At 58.5% G+C, this 17,839-nt stretch carries 17 protein-coding genes; 3 read left to right on the top strand and 14 right to left on the bottom strand.

The window, feature by feature from the left end:
- From cyoD to ACN0X0_RS01405, 14 genes are all read right to left on the bottom strand, one after another.
- Positions 1-417 (bottom strand): cytochrome o ubiquinol oxidase subunit IV, encoded by a 417-nt coding sequence (gene cyoD / locus ACN0X0_RS01470; RefSeq protein ID WP_417263158.1) that lies wholly within the window; start codon positions 415-417, stop codon positions 1-3.
- Positions 417-1,022 (bottom strand): cytochrome o ubiquinol oxidase subunit III, encoded by a 606-nt coding sequence (gene cyoC, locus ACN0X0_RS01465; RefSeq protein WP_417277716.1) that lies wholly within the window; start codon positions 1,020-1,022, stop codon positions 417-419. Before cyoC ends, cyoD begins: the two co-directional genes overlap by 1 nt.
- Entirely contained in the window at positions 1,019-3,010 is a 1,992-nt protein-coding gene (gene cyoB, locus ACN0X0_RS01460) for a cytochrome o ubiquinol oxidase subunit I (protein ID WP_417277715.1), read from the bottom strand. The genes cyoC and cyoB overlap by 4 nt, the downstream gene beginning before the upstream one ends.
- A complete protein-coding gene (gene cyoA, locus ACN0X0_RS01455) occupies positions 3,003-4,079 on the bottom strand; it encodes a ubiquinol oxidase subunit II (protein WP_417263161.1) in 1,077 nt (358 codons plus the stop codon). Before cyoA ends, cyoB begins: the two co-directional genes overlap by 8 nt.
- A 749-nt stretch (positions 4,080-4,828) precedes the next feature.
- Positions 4,829-5,230, bottom strand: a complete 402-nt coding sequence (locus tag ACN0X0_RS01450; protein WP_417263162.1) for a hypothetical protein — start codon at positions 5,228-5,230, stop codon at positions 4,829-4,831.
- Positions 5,230-5,616, bottom strand: coding sequence for a response regulator (locus ACN0X0_RS01445; protein ID WP_226550665.1), 387 nt, complete (start codon positions 5,614-5,616; stop codon positions 5,230-5,232). The genes ACN0X0_RS01450 and ACN0X0_RS01445 overlap by 1 nt, the downstream gene beginning before the upstream one ends.
- Positions 5,616-6,533: a CheR family methyltransferase gene (locus tag ACN0X0_RS01440; RefSeq protein ID WP_417277714.1), complete on the bottom strand. Its 918-nt coding sequence runs from the start codon at positions 6,531-6,533 to the stop codon at positions 5,616-5,618. The genes ACN0X0_RS01445 and ACN0X0_RS01440 overlap by 1 nt, the downstream gene beginning before the upstream one ends.
- Positions 6,530-6,997 carry a chemotaxis protein CheW gene (locus ACN0X0_RS01435; RefSeq protein ID WP_226550667.1) on the bottom strand — a complete coding sequence of 156 codons (468 nt, stop codon included), beginning with the start codon at positions 6,995-6,997 and terminating at the stop codon, positions 6,530-6,532. The genes ACN0X0_RS01440 and ACN0X0_RS01435 overlap by 4 nt, the downstream gene beginning before the upstream one ends.
- 4 nt (positions 6,998-7,001) lie before the next feature.
- The gene (locus ACN0X0_RS01430) at positions 7,002-9,362 is read right to left on the bottom strand and encodes a chemotaxis protein CheA (protein ID WP_417277713.1); all 2,361 of its coding nucleotides are present in this window, start codon (positions 9,360-9,362) and stop codon (positions 7,002-7,004) included.
- A gap of 10 nt (positions 9,363-9,372) precedes the next feature.
- Positions 9,373-9,738: a response regulator gene (locus tag ACN0X0_RS01425; RefSeq protein ID WP_417263165.1), complete on the bottom strand. Its 366-nt coding sequence runs from the start codon at positions 9,736-9,738 to the stop codon at positions 9,373-9,375.
- The gene (locus ACN0X0_RS01420; RefSeq protein ID WP_417263166.1) at positions 9,735-10,016 is read right to left on the bottom strand and encodes an STAS domain-containing protein; all 282 of its coding nucleotides are present in this window, start codon (positions 10,014-10,016) and stop codon (positions 9,735-9,737) included. The genes ACN0X0_RS01425 and ACN0X0_RS01420 overlap by 4 nt, the downstream gene beginning before the upstream one ends.
- Positions 10,017-10,201: 185 nt before the next feature.
- On the bottom strand, positions 10,202-11,176 hold the full coding sequence (locus ACN0X0_RS01415; RefSeq protein WP_417277712.1) for a glucokinase: 975 nt from the start codon (positions 11,174-11,176) through the stop codon (positions 10,202-10,204).
- Between the two features lie 2 nt (positions 11,177-11,178).
- A complete protein-coding gene (locus ACN0X0_RS01410; protein WP_417277711.1) occupies positions 11,179-12,519 on the bottom strand; it encodes a GH1 family beta-glucosidase in 1,341 nt (446 codons plus the stop codon).
- A gap of 198 nt (positions 12,520-12,717) precedes the next feature.
- Complete coding sequence (locus tag ACN0X0_RS01405) at positions 12,718-13,749, bottom strand: substrate-binding domain-containing protein (RefSeq protein ID WP_417277710.1); 1,032 nt, start codon at positions 13,747-13,749, stop codon at positions 12,718-12,720.
- A 344-nt stretch (positions 13,750-14,093) separates the two neighbouring features.
- Between ACN0X0_RS01405 and ACN0X0_RS01400 the strand changes: the two genes are divergently transcribed.
- The 3 genes from ACN0X0_RS01400 to ACN0X0_RS01390 all read left to right on the top strand — a co-directional run bounded on the left by ACN0X0_RS01400 (position 14,094) and on the right by ACN0X0_RS01390 (position 17,811).
- Complete coding sequence (locus ACN0X0_RS01400; protein WP_417277709.1) at positions 14,094-15,362, top strand: ABC transporter substrate-binding protein; 1,269 nt, start codon at positions 14,094-14,096, stop codon at positions 15,360-15,362.
- A 172-nt stretch (positions 15,363-15,534) separates the two neighbouring features.
- Positions 15,535-16,536 (top strand): carbohydrate ABC transporter permease, encoded by a 1,002-nt coding sequence (locus tag ACN0X0_RS01395; protein ID WP_417277708.1) that lies wholly within the window; start codon positions 15,535-15,537, stop codon positions 16,534-16,536.
- Positions 16,537-16,548: 12 nt separating this feature from the next.
- On the top strand, positions 16,549-17,811 hold the full coding sequence (locus ACN0X0_RS01390; protein WP_417277707.1) for a carbohydrate ABC transporter permease: 1,263 nt from the start codon (positions 16,549-16,551) through the stop codon (positions 17,809-17,811).
- The last annotated feature ends 28 nt before the right edge of the window (positions 17,812-17,839 follow it).

The raw sequence follows: 17,839 nt of genomic DNA, 5'->3' as shown, positions 1-17,839 counted from the left end.
TCAGCCCTGTTGGGACTGAAGGCTCTGCATCTCTTCGATCATCTGATCCATTTCATGCTCGGGCATCATGTTCTCGTTCATGTTGTGCATGACCCACAGAGAGCCCGCTAGAACGATGACGAGGATGATCACCGCCAACATGGTCGACATGAAGGTGCTGCCCTCTTCGGACTTGGTGCTCAAGTGCAGGAAGAACTTCAAATGCACGATGATCTGAACGGCGCCCAGGCCCATGATGATGCCGACCAACGTGGTGCGGTCCATCTCGACCTCGGCCATGACGAGGCCGAAGGGGATGATGGTCAGGATCGCGGCGAGCGCGAAGCCGATCATCAGCTGTCCCATAGTGCCGTGGTCGTGATCACCGTGATGGTCACCGTGAGGGGCGTCGTGGTGGGAATGCGTATCAGCAGACATCAGATCAACCTCACGAGATAGACAAAGGAAAACACGCCGATCCAGATCAGATCAAGGAAGTGCCAGAACACCGACAACGTGCCGAGGCGACGCATGTTGGCCGTGGTCAAACCATGGGCCTTGATCTGCGTCAGAAGCGTCACGAGCCAGATGAGGCCGCCCGTCACGTGCAGACCGTGGGTGCCCACGAGCGCGAAGAAGGACGACAGGAAGGCCGAACGATCCGGGCCTGCGCCGATGTGGATCAGGTGACGGAACTCATAAAGCTCCATCGCGATAAAGCCCGCGCCCAGAAGGCCGGTGATCACCAGCCACATCATCGTGCCGTCGCGTTTGCCCTTGCTGGCCTGGAGCATGGCGAGGCCGAAGGTGATCGAGGAGAACAGCAGCAAAGCCGTCTCGATGGCGACGAACCCGGGCTCGAACAAATCCTTCGGTCCCGGCCCGCCCGCGAACCCGCCGCCGAGGACGGCATAGGTCGCGAAAAGCGCACCGAAGATGATGCAGTCGCTCATCAGGTAAATCCAGAACCCGATGGGCGTGGGGCTTGCGTGGTGCACCTCGTGTTCTGCGACGCGCACGCTTGCAGTTTGGGAGTGGCTCATACGGCGGCTCCTTTGGCTTCGGTTGCGGCGACTTCATCAACAGGGATGTAGTAGTCGCGTTTGTAGTTGAAGGTATGCGCGATCCCGATGCCGACCATGGCGGCAAAGCTCAGGATGGCGAGCCACCAGATGTACCAGACCATGGCAAAGCCAAAGATCATCGCGATTGCAGAGAGCACCACACCGGTCGCCGTGCCTTTCGGCATGTGGATCGGTTTGTAGTTCTCTGTCGGCCATTTGAAGCCTTGTTGCTTCATGGTCCAGAACGCTTCGCGGCCTTTCACTTCCAGATCGAAGGGGAAGTTGTAAGCGGCGGGCGGGGACTGAGTGGCCCATTCGAGGGTACGCGCATCCCACGGATCGCCACCGACACGGTTTTGCTTCCGATCCCGGATCGAGACGTAGAAGTTCATGAAGGTGCAGAGAATGCCCATGAGGATCAGCACGGCGCCGATTGCGGCGATGATGAAGAAGGGCTGCCATCCGGCGTCGACGTAGGAGTTCATGCGGCGCGTGACGCCCATGAGACCCAATGCGTAGAGCGGCATGAAGGCGACATAGAACCCGATGAACCAGAACCAGAAGCTGCGCTTGCCCCATTTGTCGGACATCTGGAACCCGAAGGCTTTCGGCCACCAGTAGCTCACGGCCGCATAGACCGCGAAGACCACGCCGCCGATGATCACGTTATGGAAGTGTGCGATCAGGAAGAGCGTGTTGTGGAGCTGGAAGTCGACCGGCGGCACGGCCAGAAGCACACCCGTCATCCCACCGATGGTGAAGGTGACGAGGAAGCCAATGGTCCAGAGCATCGGAACTTCGAGACGCACGCTGCCTTTGTACATGGTGAAGAGCCAGTTGAAGATCTTCACACCCGTCGGCACGGCGATGATCATCGTGGTGATGCCGAAGAAGGTGTTCACATTGGCACCGGAGCCCATGGTGAAGAAGTGGTGCAACCACACCACGAAGGACAGCACCATGATACAGGCCGTGGCCCAAACCATCGTCTTGTAGCCAAAGATCGGCTTGCGCGAGAAGGTCGAGACGATTTCCGAGAAGACACCAAAGCAGGGGATGATCAGGATGTAGACTTCCGGGTGACCCCAGATCCAGATCAAGTTGATGTACATCATCGCATTCCCACCGAAGTCATTGGTGAAGAAGTGGAAATCTGCGTAACGGTCGAGGGTCAGAAGCGCCAGAGTGGCGGTCAGCACCGGGAAGGCGGCGACGATCAGCACGTTGGTGATCAGCGCGGTCCAAGTGAAGATCGGCATGTCCATGAGCTTCATGCCCGGTGCGCGCATCTTGATCACCGTGGCGATCAGGTTGATCCCCGACAGCGTGGTGCCGATCCCCGCGATCTGCAACGCCCAGAGGTAGTAATCCATCCCCGGTCCGGTCGAGTAACTCGATCCCGACAAGGGCGGGAAGGCCAGCCAACCCACGCGTGCGAATTCACCGATAAAGAGCGAGACGTTGACCAAAAGCGCGCCCGACACCGTCATCCAGAAGGAGAAGTTGTTGAGGAACGGGAAGGCCACATCGCGCGCGCCGATCTGCATCGGCATGACGTAGTTCATGATGCCGGTGACGAAAGGCATCGCCACAAAGAAGATCATGATCACGCCGTGAGCGGTGAACACCTGGTCATAGTGGTGCGGGGGCAACCAGCCCTCTGATCCGCCAGCGGCCATGGCCTGTTGCGCGCGCATCATTAGCGCGTCGGCAAAGCCGCGGATCATCATGACAAAGCCCAGCACCATATACATGATGCCGATTTTCTTGTGATCGACAGAGACAACCCAGTCGCGCCACAACGGGCCCCAGAGTTTGAAATAGGTCATCAGCGCGAGGACCGCGAGGCCGCCCAGGGCGACGCCCGCGAAAGTCGCGACGAGGATGGGTTCGTGGATCGGAATCCACTCGAACGTCAGACGTCCGAAGATAGGCGAGAATGTTTCCGCCGGTTGTGCGTTAGCCATTGCTTTTCTTCTCCGCGAAAACGAAATCCGGGCGACAGATTGCGTCGGGGTCATTCCAGAAGGCTTCGTGGAAGGCCTTCACTTCAACTTCGGGCAGATCGACGAGATTGCCGAAGCCGTCGATGGTGCGGGCGCGGTCGTAGCTATAGGCCGCCGCATGCGGAATGCCCTCAAGGCCACCGCCACCCATTTCGTCCTGCATCATCATGTGGCCCATGCAGACCTTGCCGTCTTCGACGCACATTTCGACGATCCGGCGGAACAGGCCCTCTTCGACGGAGGCGTAGCTGTGCACGGGCTCGTCGATGGTCGGTTTCTCAAGTTCGAGGTAGCTCGCGCGGTCCAGCGTGGGGCCGTCGGCCTTCACGTCTGCCACCCAGGCGTTGAAATCCTCGTCGGTCATTGCCAGCGTGTCGAAGGTCATGTGAGAGAACCCCGGACCCGAGTAATGTGCCGAACGGCCCGGGAAGGTGCCGGTCTCATCCGCGATCAGGTGCAGTTTCGTCTCCATGCCGGTCATGGAATAGACCATGCCGCCAAGCGCCGGGATCGACAGCGTGTTCATCACGGTGGACGACGTGAGCGAGAAATTCACCGGACGGCCTTCAGGGATCGCCAACTCGTTGACGGATGCCACACCGAATTCCGGATAGATAAACAGCCATTTCCAGTCGAGCGACACGGCCTGAACTTCGATCGGATCGCCGGCTTCGAGGTGATCGAGCGGGCGATAGGGGTCGAGGCGGTGCGTGTACACATAGGTGAACCAGCCGAGCGCGACGATGATCAGGATCGGCACACCCCAGATCGCGACTTCGATCTTGTTGGAATGTTCGAAGGTCGGATCGTAATCTGAGGTATCCTCGCGATCAGCACGGTATTTCAGCGGGAAATAAACCGACATGACCAGCACGGGGATGATGACGATGAGCATGAGCAGGGTCGAAATGATCAACAGATTGCGCTGTTGATCGCCAACCCAACCCTGTGGCGAAAGTACATGGTACTGACACCCGGACAGCGCAATAGCGCCGGCGAGGGCCAGCAGGAGGGTCCTGAGTCTAAGCAATGTGCGTGCCTTTGTTATTGTCCGGCAGTCCGGCGACTCTTGCTTTGGTCGCCAGCACGCCGACCATGAGTTTGTGCCGCCGGGGCTACGCTTCTTGGCGCCGAGTCTCAAGCGCGACGGATTGACGCACTGCAGCATTGGCCAAGGTTTTTGGTGAATTTTCACAGGGAGTTGATGACAGATTCCACAAACCTGTGCGCTGACGCATCTGGCGCTTACGAAATCTTATCACATGCATAATCTGGAATGAGATTGCGAAAATGTAAAGATCAAATATTCCCAGAGCCTGCTGGGGGCGGGCGGCGTCGTGACGTGGCCATGAGATCCTCATGGAGGATCAGGCGTTCGGACCGCGCGGATATCGTTTGTTCGACCATTCTACCGGCATGGGCGAAGTGGGTGTGTTGCCGGAAGTGATCTTGTCTCACCAATAGATTTGTCTGAGCGGTCGTTGCGGCTGAGCCTTGAATATGTGGGCAATACACAGGGTCAAGCTGGTCGGCGTTTTAGATGAGACGGTCGTTTTGAAACCCTCAGTCAGGTGGGGCACCGAAAACGGTCTGCTGCATACAGCCTCATGATCGGGTCAAAGAAGGCCCTGCACGTGAAACGCCTCACGCGATCACTGCGAATAACGCGGCTGAGCGGGATCACAGGCATGAAATTGCCGTTCAGGGACGCAGCTCCAGAGCAATATTCTGAAAGGCTCGCGCTAGAGAAATACAGCCTCAGGCAGACCATGTGGGTTCCTAAAACCACGCAATTTCCCCGGAGTCGTCTTCGGAGAGCGCAAAGGGCGCGTCGATATTGTCAAACAGCTTATGCGCCAGATGTCTGAGGCGAATGACCTCGCTCAAAGGGTCGATCTGCACCGTGGCGGATTCGGCTTGGGCTGCCAAATGCCCCATGACGCGTTGCAGATCGTCGATGGTTTGATGCAAGCGGTCAATCGCTTGCAAGCTGCGCTGAACCGCCGGGGACAGCGATTTTGCTTCGGCAAGGGTCGGACCCAAGGCGATCTGAACCTCTGCCGCAAGGATGACAAGCGCGACCATTTCATCTTGGATGCGCTTGTTCAAAGTCCCAAGCGGGATGGCCGCGGGCGCATTTGTGCTGCTCTCTTGCGGGGCGGATTCAGCAAAGGCTTTCATCAGAGTTTGCCCACGATTGCTTCGATCGCCCCGCGCAACCCTGCCGGATCGAATGGTTTTTTTAAAAAGTTGTTCATCCCGAGGCGCTTGCCCATGTCGATGATTTCCCGGTCGGCCCGCCCGGTGATCAGGAGAAAGCCGACACCGCGCGTCGGGCCGTTGGAGCGCAGGGCATGCAAAAGCTGCAGGCCATCCATGCCCGGCATGTTGTAATCCGAAATCACGAGATGCACGGGATAGGCGGCCAGTTTCTGAAGTGCGGACGGCCCATCTGCTGCGCTGGCAACATTTCTGATGCCATATGAATCCAAAGCGTTTGTAATTAGTCCACGGCTCGTAGACATATCATCAACGACCATGACACGGAGTTGATCTCTAAGTGCCATCAGACAGGTCCTTTACTTTCATGCGCACCGATTGATGCGGGTGACGAGATGGTTTGTTTTGTTTTGTAGGTCGTGACGCCTGCGCTTTCGAAAAGCTGCGTCACGCTTTCGTTGAGACGTTCCGAATGTCCGAGCATCAGCCAGCCCCCAGGTTCCAGGATGTTGGCATAGCGTTTGTACAATCGAATTTGAGTTTCCTCGTCGAAGTAGATCACGACATTTCGGCAGAAAATGGCATCAAACTTTCCCTTCATCGGCCAATCGGCATGAAGGTTGAGCTGACGGAAGGACACCATGTTTCTGACGTTGGGAGTCACCGTCAGAGTGTCTTCGCCATCCTGATGGCTTTTCGTGAAAAAGCTCGCAATCGTCTGGTCGGTGAGCCCCGTCGTCAAAGATCCGAAGTATTGGCCGCTTTTGGCACGGGCCAGCACTTCTGGGTCAATGTCCGTCGCGAGGATTTTCAAATCTTTCTGTGCCAAATCTGGCGCAGCTTTCAAAAGCGTCATCGCGATGGAGTAAGGTTCCTGACCGTTCGAACAGCCGGCGGACCAGATTCTGACTTTTCCACCGTTCGCCAGCTTTTGTTTCAGATGGGGAAGGAGGGTGCCTGCCAGGTATTCGAAGTGATGATTTTCCCGAAAGAAATGCGAGACATTCGTTGTGAGCGCAGAAATGAAATTGTTCATTTCCGTGCGATCTCCCGAGGCTTCCAGAAAATCAAGGTAATCGTCAAAACTGGACATTTTGAGCGCGCGCAGGCGTCGTGTCAGACGCGACTTGACCATGGAAACCTTTGACGCAGCCAGAACGATCCCGGCTTCACGCGCGGCTATTGCGGCAATGCGTGAAAAGGCACGATCAGAGATTGCGCTGGCCATTTTGGGGTGGCCGTTGATGGGAGACAGTTCGCTCAAGCGACCTCCTCGCCCTGCGGGGGCATGACGGCTTCGAGGTCCAGGATGCGGATCATACGACCTTCGACGATGGTCAGGGCGGAGACGAAGGTTCTTGCCTCGTCGGCTGCGAGATCCGGTGGGGGCTGCATCTCCTCAGAGGGTATGGCCAGGATGTCGGACACGGCATCTACCATCAAGCCAGCCGTGCGCTCCCCGAGATCGACCACGATGATGACGTTGCGCTCCGTGTCTTCGCCGGTTTGAAGGCCAAGGCGTGCCGCAAGGTCGATAATCGGAAGCACCGTGCCGCGCAGGTTGATCACGCCTTTGACGAAAAAGGGCGCATGCGGCAGGGACGTGGCTTTCGCAGAGCCGCGAATTTCTCGAACGGACATGATGTCCACGGAGTAATCTTGACCGCCAACGCGGAAGGACAAGAGTTCGATCGAAGTGGAATCGGTCTGTTTTTCGGTGTCAGTCATGGTCTTATCCTACGAGTGCTTGTTGTGGCTGGCGGATACGGGTCCGCCCCGAAGCCTGACCCACCAAATCGGTCGGATCGAGAATGAGAGCGATTTGTCCATCGCCCAGAATGGTGGCCGCTGCGATGCCGGGGACGCGTCCGTAGCTGCCTTCAAGGCCTTTGATGACGACCTGACGCTGATCTTCGATCGCATCGACGGCGAGGGCGGCGCGGTTGCCATCTTCCTGACCGATCAGGAGCACGATGCCTCCGACATAGCTGTCTTGCGGTTGGCGATAGCCAAGCTCGGCGCCAAGATCGAGCAGTGGGACGAAACCGCCACGGATTTGAACGACATGTGTCTCTGGCCCGAGGGCTTTCAGATCATTATCGGTCAATGTGAGGGTCTCGAGAATGGCATTGAGCGGCACAACGAGGGTTTCATCCGCGACACGAACCACCATCCCGTCCAGAACCGCGAGGGTCAGAGGCAGGGAGATCGAGAATGTGGTGCCTTTGCCTTCCTGAGATGTGATGCTGATCCGTCCGCCAAGAGCCTGGATCGAACTTTTGACAACATCCATGCCGACGCCACGACCAGACAGATTGGAAATCTCGGCAGCCGTCGAAAAGCCGGGCAGGAACAGAAGGTTGTCGATGTCACTGTCGCTTAGTTGCGCATCTGCGGGGATCAATTCCTTTTCAATGGCCTTTTGCTTGACGCGCTCGCGGTTGATGCCTGCGCCATCGTCGCTCACTTCGATGACGATACGCCCGGAGCGATGCTGTGCTGTCAGGGTCACATGGCCCTCACGGCTCTTGCCGCTTTCAAGACGTTTTTCCGGGCTCTCCAGACCATGATCGACGGCGTTTCGGATCATGTGGGTGAGCGGATCGGCGAGCCGTTCGATCACGGTTTTGTCGACTTCGGTGTTTTCGCCATCCGTATAAAGGCGCACTTCCTTGCCGACGGAAGCCGAGGATTCCCGAACAATCCGGCCCATGCGCTGAAACAGAGATTTGATCGGCTGAGCGCGGATCATCATCACGGATTCCTGGATGTCGCGGGTCAATTGCAGGAATTCTTCGAGCCCCGTGGACACTGGCGAGTTGGGCGGCAGGCCCGCCTCCGTGACGGATTGACTCAGCATAGCCTGATTGATGACCAGCTCACCAACGAGGTTCACGAGACGGTCGATGCGTTCCAGATCGACGCGGACGGTGGCCCGAGGTTGTGTCGGTGTGCCTGTGGCTTTGACCGGAGCGGAAGACCCGCTCTTGTCGTCTTTGGGAGCTTCGTCCAGCGTGTCGTCATCAGAGTTCACTGGAGAGGCTACTGGGAGCTTTGCAACGAGTGCTGCAGGAGTGGGCGCGGGTGCGGTGACCACTTCGATCGACGCTGCGGGCTTTTGAGGGCGGGCAATCGGCGCAGCTTTTGGGGCTGCGATTTCGACAGCTGGCTCAACGACGGGAGCCGGTGCCGGAGCAGGGGCGATCATCGCGGCGGCGCCGGTGAGAGGTTTGATTTCCAGCACACAGAGGCCATCGACGAATTCGAAGACTTCGCGCACGGATTGTTCGGATTCTTCGGTGTGAACCGTCACATCCCAAGACAAATGGCCGGTGTCCGGATCGAGTTGGTCGAGCCCCGGCAGGTCGCCACAGTGGCAGGTGACGGAAATGTCGCCAAGATCGCGCAGGGCGCGGAACAGATAGAGCGGTTCATTGCCCGACGCATAAAGCGCATTTTCTGGCTTGAAATGGACCGTGAAGCCTTTGGCGGTGGTTTCCGCCAAGGGCTCTGCCGTAAGAGCAGGCATGTCGGCAGACATGTCGGTGGGCAGGTCCAGAGACGGCAGACCCTCCACGGAAGGGGCCGCGGCAGGCAGGGCACTCAGGTCGGGGAGATCCGGCAGGTCTGGTAAGCCGCCACCATCGCCAAAATCCAGCGACAGAGTTGCAGGAGTGAAGTCGAGGTCTTCCTCCTCTTCCTCTTCGATGCCCACAAGTTTGTCGAGTTTTTCGAGGACGGGTTCGGTGATGCCATCGTCGACCTGATCGTCATCACGCGCGGCACGGACGAGATCGCCCAGAATGTCGGCACAGGCGAAGAACAGTCGGATGGCCTCGCCATCGGGATGGAACCGACCGGCGCGAACCTCGTCCATGGCGGTTTCGAACCGATGCGCAAAACGGACCAGATCATCCAGGCCAAAGGCGCCGGCGCCGCCTTTGATCGAGTGCACGGCACGGAACACGATGTTGATCGTTTCCGGGTCTGTGTCGCCATCATCCATGAGTTGGAGGCCATCCTGGAGGCTTTCCAGGAGTTCCTCACATTCAATAAAGAAGGAGGCGCGGATTTCTGCCATCGGGTCGGACATAGTAAACCTCTTAACCAGCCACCATTTGCAGGGCTTTTACGAGTTTTGCCGGGTCGAACGGCTTGACGATCCAGCCGGTGGCACCGGCGGCGCGGGCTTTGGCCTTGAGTTCATCGGCACTTTCGGTGGTCAGCACGAGAATGGGGATACGGCTCCATTTCGATTCAGAACGCACCGCGTCGATGAAGCCGAACCCATCCATGCGGGGCATGTTGATGTCAGTGATGATGACGTCGGGTTCGATGTCTTCGAGGACTTCAAGGCCATGTACGCCGTCTTCGGCGAGATGGGCGGTGAAGCCAGCAGAAGAAAGAGCAAGATTGAGCATATCACGCATGGTGCGGCTGTCATCGACAGCGAGAACTTCCAGGCTCATGTCCAAGCCTCCGTTTCGGTCAGGGTTTCAGGAGAAAAGCCAAAGAGGCTCAGAATATCGACGCAGCCATCGGAGGCATTCGTCAGGCGGGTTTGTTTGCCCTGCGCGGTCCGTTGTTTGACGGTCGCAAGGATCACTTGGAGCGGCAGTGTGCCGAAGTGGCGCACGTTGCCCGCATCAATCACCAGCTCGTCATCGGTGATGGTCTTCAGTTCTTCCATGAGGGGCATCACGGACTGATAATCGAGCCGGTCGTGGAGCTGCACATGCGTTGTCATGTCCGTGCTCCGAAATTTCGGCAGTGGTGAGGCATCTCAATATTTCCTTACATCTGCGGTCTCTCGAACCTTTAGTAAGGGGCAGGGAGTTAAAACGAGGTTACGTCGATCAAATTTTATTCGAGACAAAAGAAAACGCCCCCGCCGGGGTGGCGGAGGCGCTTTTATGTCATATTTAGAATGTCTTACGGGTAGATGTGATGCATGTGAGAGGCACAACCTGTGAGAGCGGCATAGTCGTCTTCGATCACGGAAACCGAAAAATTCTTCATGAAACCCGCGAAACGCCCCTTGTCTCGGAAAGCCTCGTCAAAGCCGAAACGATCAAGATAGGGCGCAATATGACGCGCCACGCCGCCCACCAGATAAACGCCGCCGAAGGGCAGTTGTACCAGCGAGAGGTTGCCCACGACGGTGCCGAGGATCTTGACGAAGAGCTGAGCCGCGGCGGTCGCGCGGGGATCGTCATCCGCCTCGACGGAAGCCATGATCTCGGCGGCGGATTTTTCATGCGCGTCGCCCTCTTCGGTGCCCAGAAACAGGTAAACGCGCTCAAGGCCACGGCCGGAGAGCACATCCTCGACCGCCGGAAAGCCATGCGCAGTTTCGACGAATTGACAGAGCGCCAGCTCATGTTCATTGCGGATCGGCAGGTTGGCGTGGCCGCATTCGGAGGGGGCCACAAGACGGCCCGCGCCGGTCTCGAACACAGGTGCTGCGTTGAACCCGGTGCCGATGCCGACCACGAGACGCACGGCCTGAGGCGAGGCTTCAGGGCCGGTGATGATCGGGCGGATATTGTCGGAGCTGACAAGGCCCAAAGCATGGCCTTGGGCCTGAAGATCGTTGAGGATCGCCACATGTTCGGCCTGACAGGCGCGGCGCAGCGTGTCCTTGTCGATGGTCCAGTCGAGATTGGTCATCGTGCCGACGCCGTCGCGCACAGGCCCCGCCACGGCGACACAGGCGCCTTTGCAATCCACATCGCCTTCTTCCGCGATATATTGCCGGAGCACGGTTTCGAGACCCGGGAATTTGCGGTTGGAATAGCGCCGGATCGTCTCGGGCAAAAGCGTCACCCCATCGGCCAGAGCCACGCGCGTGTTGGTCCCGCCGATGTCGGCCAGAAGGGTGAGGGTGTCGGCGGGATGTTTGGGCATTTTCAGCTCCGTGCGATCATGTCTTTCAACATGTGATACGAGGCTTTGGGGGTGCGCTGCAACGTTTCAAAATCCACATGCACCATGCCGAAGCGGCGCTCATAGCCGAAAGCCCACTCATAGTTGTCCAAAAGCGACCAGTAGAAAAAGCCTTTGAGGTTCACGCCCTCGGCAATCGCCTGATGCATCGCGGCCAGATGGTCCTTGATATAGGCACAGCGCTCGGGGTCGTGCACCACGCCGTTTTTCACGTGATCGTCCCAAGCCATGCCGTTTTCCGTCACCATGATCGGCAGATCGCCGACATAGCGGTCCTTGAGATTGACCAAAAGCGCGCGCAGACCTTCGGGGCAGATCTCCCAGCCCATTTGCGTGGTCGCGAGATGACCCTGCGCTGGTTTCGTGTGGGGCCAGGGCGAGGTGGCGTCATGGGCGACGAGTTGGCGGAAATAATAGTTCACGCCGAGCCAGTCGACGGGCTGAGAAATCGCGGCCATATCGTCCTGCCAGCCGTTCGGCAGATGTGGTTCAAGGCCCGCGAGCGCCTCCTCAGGATAGTGCCCTTTCGCGATGGCCTCAATGAACCAACGGTTGTTGGTGGCGTCCTGCGTGGCAGCGGCTTCGATGTCTTTCGGATCGTCGCTGGCGGGCTGGGTGTGTTCGAAATTGATCACGATGCCAAGGTTTTTGCGGCCCCGGTCGCGCAGGCGGGTCATGGCTTCGCCATGGGCCTTGAGCACATGATGCATGGACCGGGCGGCGGCGCGGATGTCGCGGCGGCCGGGGGCGTGATGACCCAGGAAATGCGAGAGGTAAGACACGCACCACGGTTCGTTGATGGTCGCCACAGAGGCCATGCGGTCACCGATCTTATCGTCGATCACCTCGACAAAATCGCCGAACCAAAGGTGTACATCCGGGTTGGTCCAGCCGCCCAGATCGGCCAGAGCCGCGGGCATTTCCCAATGGTAGAGCGTCAGATGCGGCTCGAGGCCTCGCTCCAAAATGGCGTCGGTGAGCCGGTCGTAATAATCAAGGCCTTCGCGGTTCACGGCGCCGCGGCCTTCGGGGATGACCCGCGCCCAGCTGGTGGAAAAGCGATAGGCGTCAAAGCCGCCGTCCTTCAACAGGTCCATGTCTTCGCCGTAGCGGTGGTATTGATCACAGGCCAAGGCGCCGTCTTCCGCGCGCAACACATTGCCGGGCGTGGCGGCGAATGTGTCCCAATGCGTGGGACCTGCGCCGCCGAATTTATGGCCCTCGACCTGATAGGCAGCGGTGGCGGCACCGAAGAGAAAGCCGTTCGGGAAATCTTTGCGAGTGAGGGAAGAGCGGGATGTCATGGGACCTCCTTGGGCTTTAGGCGGTGGATTCTACTGGCGTAGATAGCGCTAACTTTTGCGCATGGAGCGCGCCGGGGAACGCGCGCGGTTGACTCTTACATAGTCTTGAAGTCTCGCTCGAAGCAACCCCAAAGCGCTTTGGATTTGTGGCGATATAAAAATTTCTGCGAAAATACCTAAGCGGTTGAGGGGCGGGACTTAGTCCTGTGGCGCCGGTCCGGTGGTGTGGCCGATGATCAATTCTGCGTCCAAAAGCACATGGCGCAGCGGGCGTTTGGGGTCGGAAATTTGTTCCATCAGGATCTCGGCACAAATCCGTCCGGCCATCCGCACAGAGGAGCGTGTCGCGGTGTAGATCGGCTCGGCTGCACCATTGCGCAGATAGGAGAGATCGTCGTCATGGACGATCAGCGACACATCCTTGCCGATCTTTAACCCCGAGGTGTCGAGCGCCCGGCGCACGCCAAAGCCCACGATGATCGACGAGGCCAGAATGGCGGTGGGCGGACGGCGTGAGGCCAGCATCTCCATGGAGGCGGAAAACCCGTATTCTTCTGTCATTTCAGAAGAATAACAGAGTTCCTTGCGCTCTTTCAGACCGGCGGCGGCCAACGCTGCGCGATAGCCTTCGCGGCGTTTCATGGCGAAATCCATGCCCTCCAAGCCGTTCAAAAGCCCAATGCGGCGATGCCCGAGATCGATCAGGAACTGGGTGGCGCGCTCGAACGCGCGGGTGTTGTTCATATCGACCCAGGAATATTCGCTTTCCTCGGCAATGCCCGACCGACCATGCACCACAAAGGGCATGCCGATTTCGCGCAACAGCGCGATGCGGGGATCGTTGGCCTTGGGGCCATGCACGATGACTCCATCGACCGAGCCTTTCGCGGCGATCTTGCGATAGGCTTCGGCCTCGGTTTTATCGGGCACGATGGTGAGCATCATGTCGTAATTTTCGCGCGCATAAATCTCGGATGCGCCGGCGATGAAATCGGTGAAGACGGGGTTCACCACCTCATGTTCGGTCGAAAGCGGGATCACATGGCCCACCGCATGATTGCGTCCCGTGGCCAGCCCGCGGGCCCGAATGTTGGGGGTGTAATTGTGCTGTTTGGCGGCCTTCATCACCTTGTCTCGGGTCACCTCGGACACTTCGGGATAGCCGTTCAGCGCCCGCGACACGGTGGTCTGGGACAGGCCGAGCAGGGTGGAAAGCTCTTTGAGGTTCATCTTGGGCCTTTTCAGTCATGCACAGCGTGCGCAATTTTTCCCATGCTAGCCGCGGCTTAGGGGCGCGGTAAAGCCCCTTCGCACGGTCCGTGCCGGAGGTCGTAGAGGGTGAGGGGGGATGGAAGTGACCTTGGGTCGCTTCGCGTCGGTGGTCGAAATTTTCCACCTTGAGTGCGTGTGCCGCTTGATCACAGTCATTGACAGCGAGGGTGGCTTCGGCAAGGCTTGGAGAAATGCCAAAGCGCTTTGGGTCGGGGGTGAGTCCGGGAGAACCATTTGATTTCCCGTCTGATAGCGCTAGGGTCGAGATGCCCATGTCCGGGTATGAAAACTGGGAGGTTTACATGAAAAAGACACTTTACTCCGGTGCCGCCACGCTCGCTTTGGTTGCGGGTGCCGCGCAGGCGCAGGATTTGACAATCGCCGGTCCGTGGATCGGCGCCGACCAAGAGATGGTCGAACAGGTTTTGGCGGTTTTCGAAGAGCAGAGCGGTCTTGATGTCGCCTATGTCGGCTCCGACAGCTTCGAACAGCAGATCGTGATCGATGCCGAGGCGGGCTCCGCGCCCAACATCGCCGTTTTCCCGCAGCCGGGGCTTGCCGCCGATATGGCGCGCCGCGGGTTCCTGACGCCGCTGAGCGAGGGGACAGATGCATGGTTGAAAGAGAATTACGCGGCGGGCGAAAGCTGGACCGCTTTGGGGACCTACACGGGTAAGGATGGCGCCGATCACCTCTATGCGTTTCCCTATAAAATCGACGTGAAATCGCTGGTTTGGTACGTGCCTGAGAACTTCGAGGATGCGGGTTATGAAATTCCCGAAACCATGGAAGAGCTCAAGGCGCTGACCGATCAGATCGTCGCCGATGGTGATACGCCGTGGTGTATCGGTTTGGGATCGGGGGCGGCGACCGGTTGGCCCGCGACCGACTGGGTCGAAGATCTGATGCTGCGCACGCAGACACCGGATGTGTATGACGGCTGGGTCACCAATGAGGTGAAATTCGACGATCCGCGCGTGATCGAAGCCATCGAGGAATTCGGCTGGTTCGCCCGCAATGACGACTTCGTCTCCGGCGGCTCCGGCGCGGTGGCCTCCACCGATTTCCGCGACAGCCCGAAAGGCCTCTTTGCCTCCCCGCCGCAATGCTACATGCATCACATGGCCTCCTTCATCCCGGCCTTCTTCCCCGAGGACACGATGTTGGGCGAGGATGCGGATTTCTTCTACTTCCCGGCCTATGAGAGCAAAGACCTCGGTCAGCCGGTGCTGGGTGCTGGTACGCTTTGGGCGATCACCAACGACAGCCCAGAAGCGCATCAGTTCATGGAATTCCTGAAAACCACCGATGCGCATGAGGCGTGGATGAAACAGAAAGGCTTCCTGACGCCCTATAAGGCGGTGGACACCTCTGTCTTCTCCGACCCGACGCTGAAGAAAATGAACGACATTCTTCTGAGCGCGACCACCTTCCGTTTTGACGCCTCCGATTTGATGCCGGGCGGTGTGGGCGCTGGCTCCTTCTGGACGGGCATGGTCGATTACGCGGGCGGCGAACCTGCTGCGGACGTGGCCAAGTCGATCCAGGATTCCTGGGACGCTCTCAAGTAAGCGTTTGATTTGAAAAACACTCCGGGCCCCTCTGAAAACATGAGAGGCCCGGATATGTCGCCGCCTCAGCGTGAGACGCTGCGACGCGCTCAGACCTCGGAAAGGGGCAGACCGGCGCGCAAACGGACCCGTGACATGCCTGTGGCGCGGTCCTGTGAGAAGGGGAGAAGATATGCATCCGGCACTTCAGGGGCTTTTGACCATCGCCATCGGTGTGGGGGCCTGTATCGGTTATTTCTATTTTTCCAACATCATCCTCGACAAGGTGATTTTCCCCGCGCGGGGGCAGAATGCCGGGCGCAATATCAATCGTGCCAATCTGATCCGGCCTTGGCTGTTTCTCTTGCCGGGGCTTTTGGCGCTCGGGCTTTATCTGGCCTATCCGGTGGTCGAGACGCTGCGGCTGTCGCTCACCGACCGCGATCTCGGCGGGGCCTATGTGGGGCTTGAAAATTACCGCAAAATGTCCGGCGATCCGAAATTCTGGGAGGCGATGCGCAACAATGCCTTCTGGCTTTTGGTGGTGCCTGCGATGTCCACCGCCTTCGGGCTTTTGGTGGCGCAGTTGACCGACCGAATTCGTTGGGGCTCAATCGCCAAGTCTTTGATTTTCATGCCGATGGCGATCTCTTTCGTCGGCGCGGCTGTGATCTGGAAACTGGTCTATGACGCCCGGCCTCTCGGCACGGAGCAGATCGGTATTTTGAACGCGATCTATCTGGCGCTGGGGGGCGATCAGCCGATGAACTGGCTGACGATACCGTTCTGGAACAACTTTTTCCTCATGGTGGTCTTGATCTGGATTCAGACAGGCTTTGCCATGGTGATCCTCTCTGCGGCGCTTAGGGGCGTGCCCGAAGAGACCATCGAGGCCGCGATCGTCGATGGCGCCAACCCGTTCCAGATTTTCTTTCGCATCAAAGTGCCGCAGATCATGGGGACCATCGTTGTCGTCTGGACCACCATCACCATCGTGGTGCTCAAGGTCTTCGACATCGTCTTTGCCATGACCAACGGGCAATGGGAGACGCAGGTGCTGGCGAATTACATGTACGATCAATTGTTCCGCGCCCGCGATTGGGGTGTCGGCTCGGCGGCGGCCATGGTGATCATGCTTTTGGTGACGCCCATTCTGGTGTGGAACGTCTACAACGCCCGCAAAGAGATGAAGTGAGGGGAGGGGATCATGGACAATATCGCCGGTAAGAAACCCGCCCTGATCTGGGCCACGCATATCTCGGTCGCGCTTCTGGTCATCCTGTGGCTCTTCCCGACCGTGGGTCTGTTCGTGTCGTCCTTCCGCACCGCCGATCAAATCTCCAGCTCGGGCTGGTGGAAGGCGATGTTCCCGCAGGAACAGAACACGATGATCCGCACCGCAAGCCCAGAGATGCAGCAGCAGATCGATGGCAATTACGTGATCGAAGGCAATCTCTTCGAAGAAGAGGGCGACGCGGCGGGTGAGATTTCCGCTTGGGGCATTTCGTCTCGCGACATTGCCGCCTACGCCCCCGGCGACACCGCCGATATGGGAGAGGACGGCCAGCTGACCGTTGCCGTCAATGGGGACTATCGCCTTGTCAATGAGGCGGAATTTTCAGGCCGCCGTGGCGAGCGCGTGTTCCTGACCGCGACCACGCCGCCGTCTTTCACGCTGAACAATTACCGCACGGTTCTGGTTGACGGGCAGGCCACTGACAAGATGGGCAAGGCCTTCATCAACACGCTGACCGTCACCATCCCGGCGACCGTCATCCCGATCCTGATCGCGGCCTTCGCGGCCTATGCTTTGGCGTGGATGGATTTCCGAGGCCGCGCCTTTTTGATCGCGGTGATCGTCGGGCTTCTGGTCGTGCCGCTGCAACTGGCCCTCATTCCGCTGTTGAGCTTTCACGGCGCCGTCGTCGAATGGTTCATCGCGCTTGTCGGCACGCCGATGGAGGGCAACGCGCGGCGCTTTGCCGAAGTGGGTGCCTTGGGTCGGCTGTTCGGTTTTGAGCCGGGCGATACGATCAATTCCAAGGGGTATCTGGGCGTCTGGGCGGCGCATACCGGGTTTGGTCTGCCGCTGGCGATCTACCTCTTGCGCAACTACATGGTCGGCCTGCCGAAAGACATCATCGAGAACGCGCGCGTCGATGGCGCCACGGATTTCCAGATTTTCACAAAAATCATCCTGCCGCTGTCTTTCCCGGCTCTGGCGTCCTTTGCGATCTTTCAATTCCTCTGGACGTGGAACGATTTGCTCGTGGCGTTGGTTTTCCTGATCGACAGCTCCGGAGAAACAACCGTGATGACGCGGCAGATCGTCGAACTTCTGGGCACTCGGGGCGGCAATTGGGAAATCCTCGCCACCGCCGCCTTCGTGTCCATCGCCGTGCCGCTGACGGTGTTCTTCTTCATGCAGAAATATCTGGTGCGCGGCCTTCTGGCCGGCTCGGTAAAGTAACCAGACGAAATAACCAAAATGAGTGATC

It is taken from the genome of Celeribacter sp. (assembly GCF_048270365.1).
Classification (GTDB): Bacteria; Pseudomonadota; Alphaproteobacteria; order Rhodobacterales; family Rhodobacteraceae; genus Celeribacter.
Note: the sequence above shows the minus strand (reverse complement) of the source record. Positions and strands in the feature narration are given on the sequence as shown.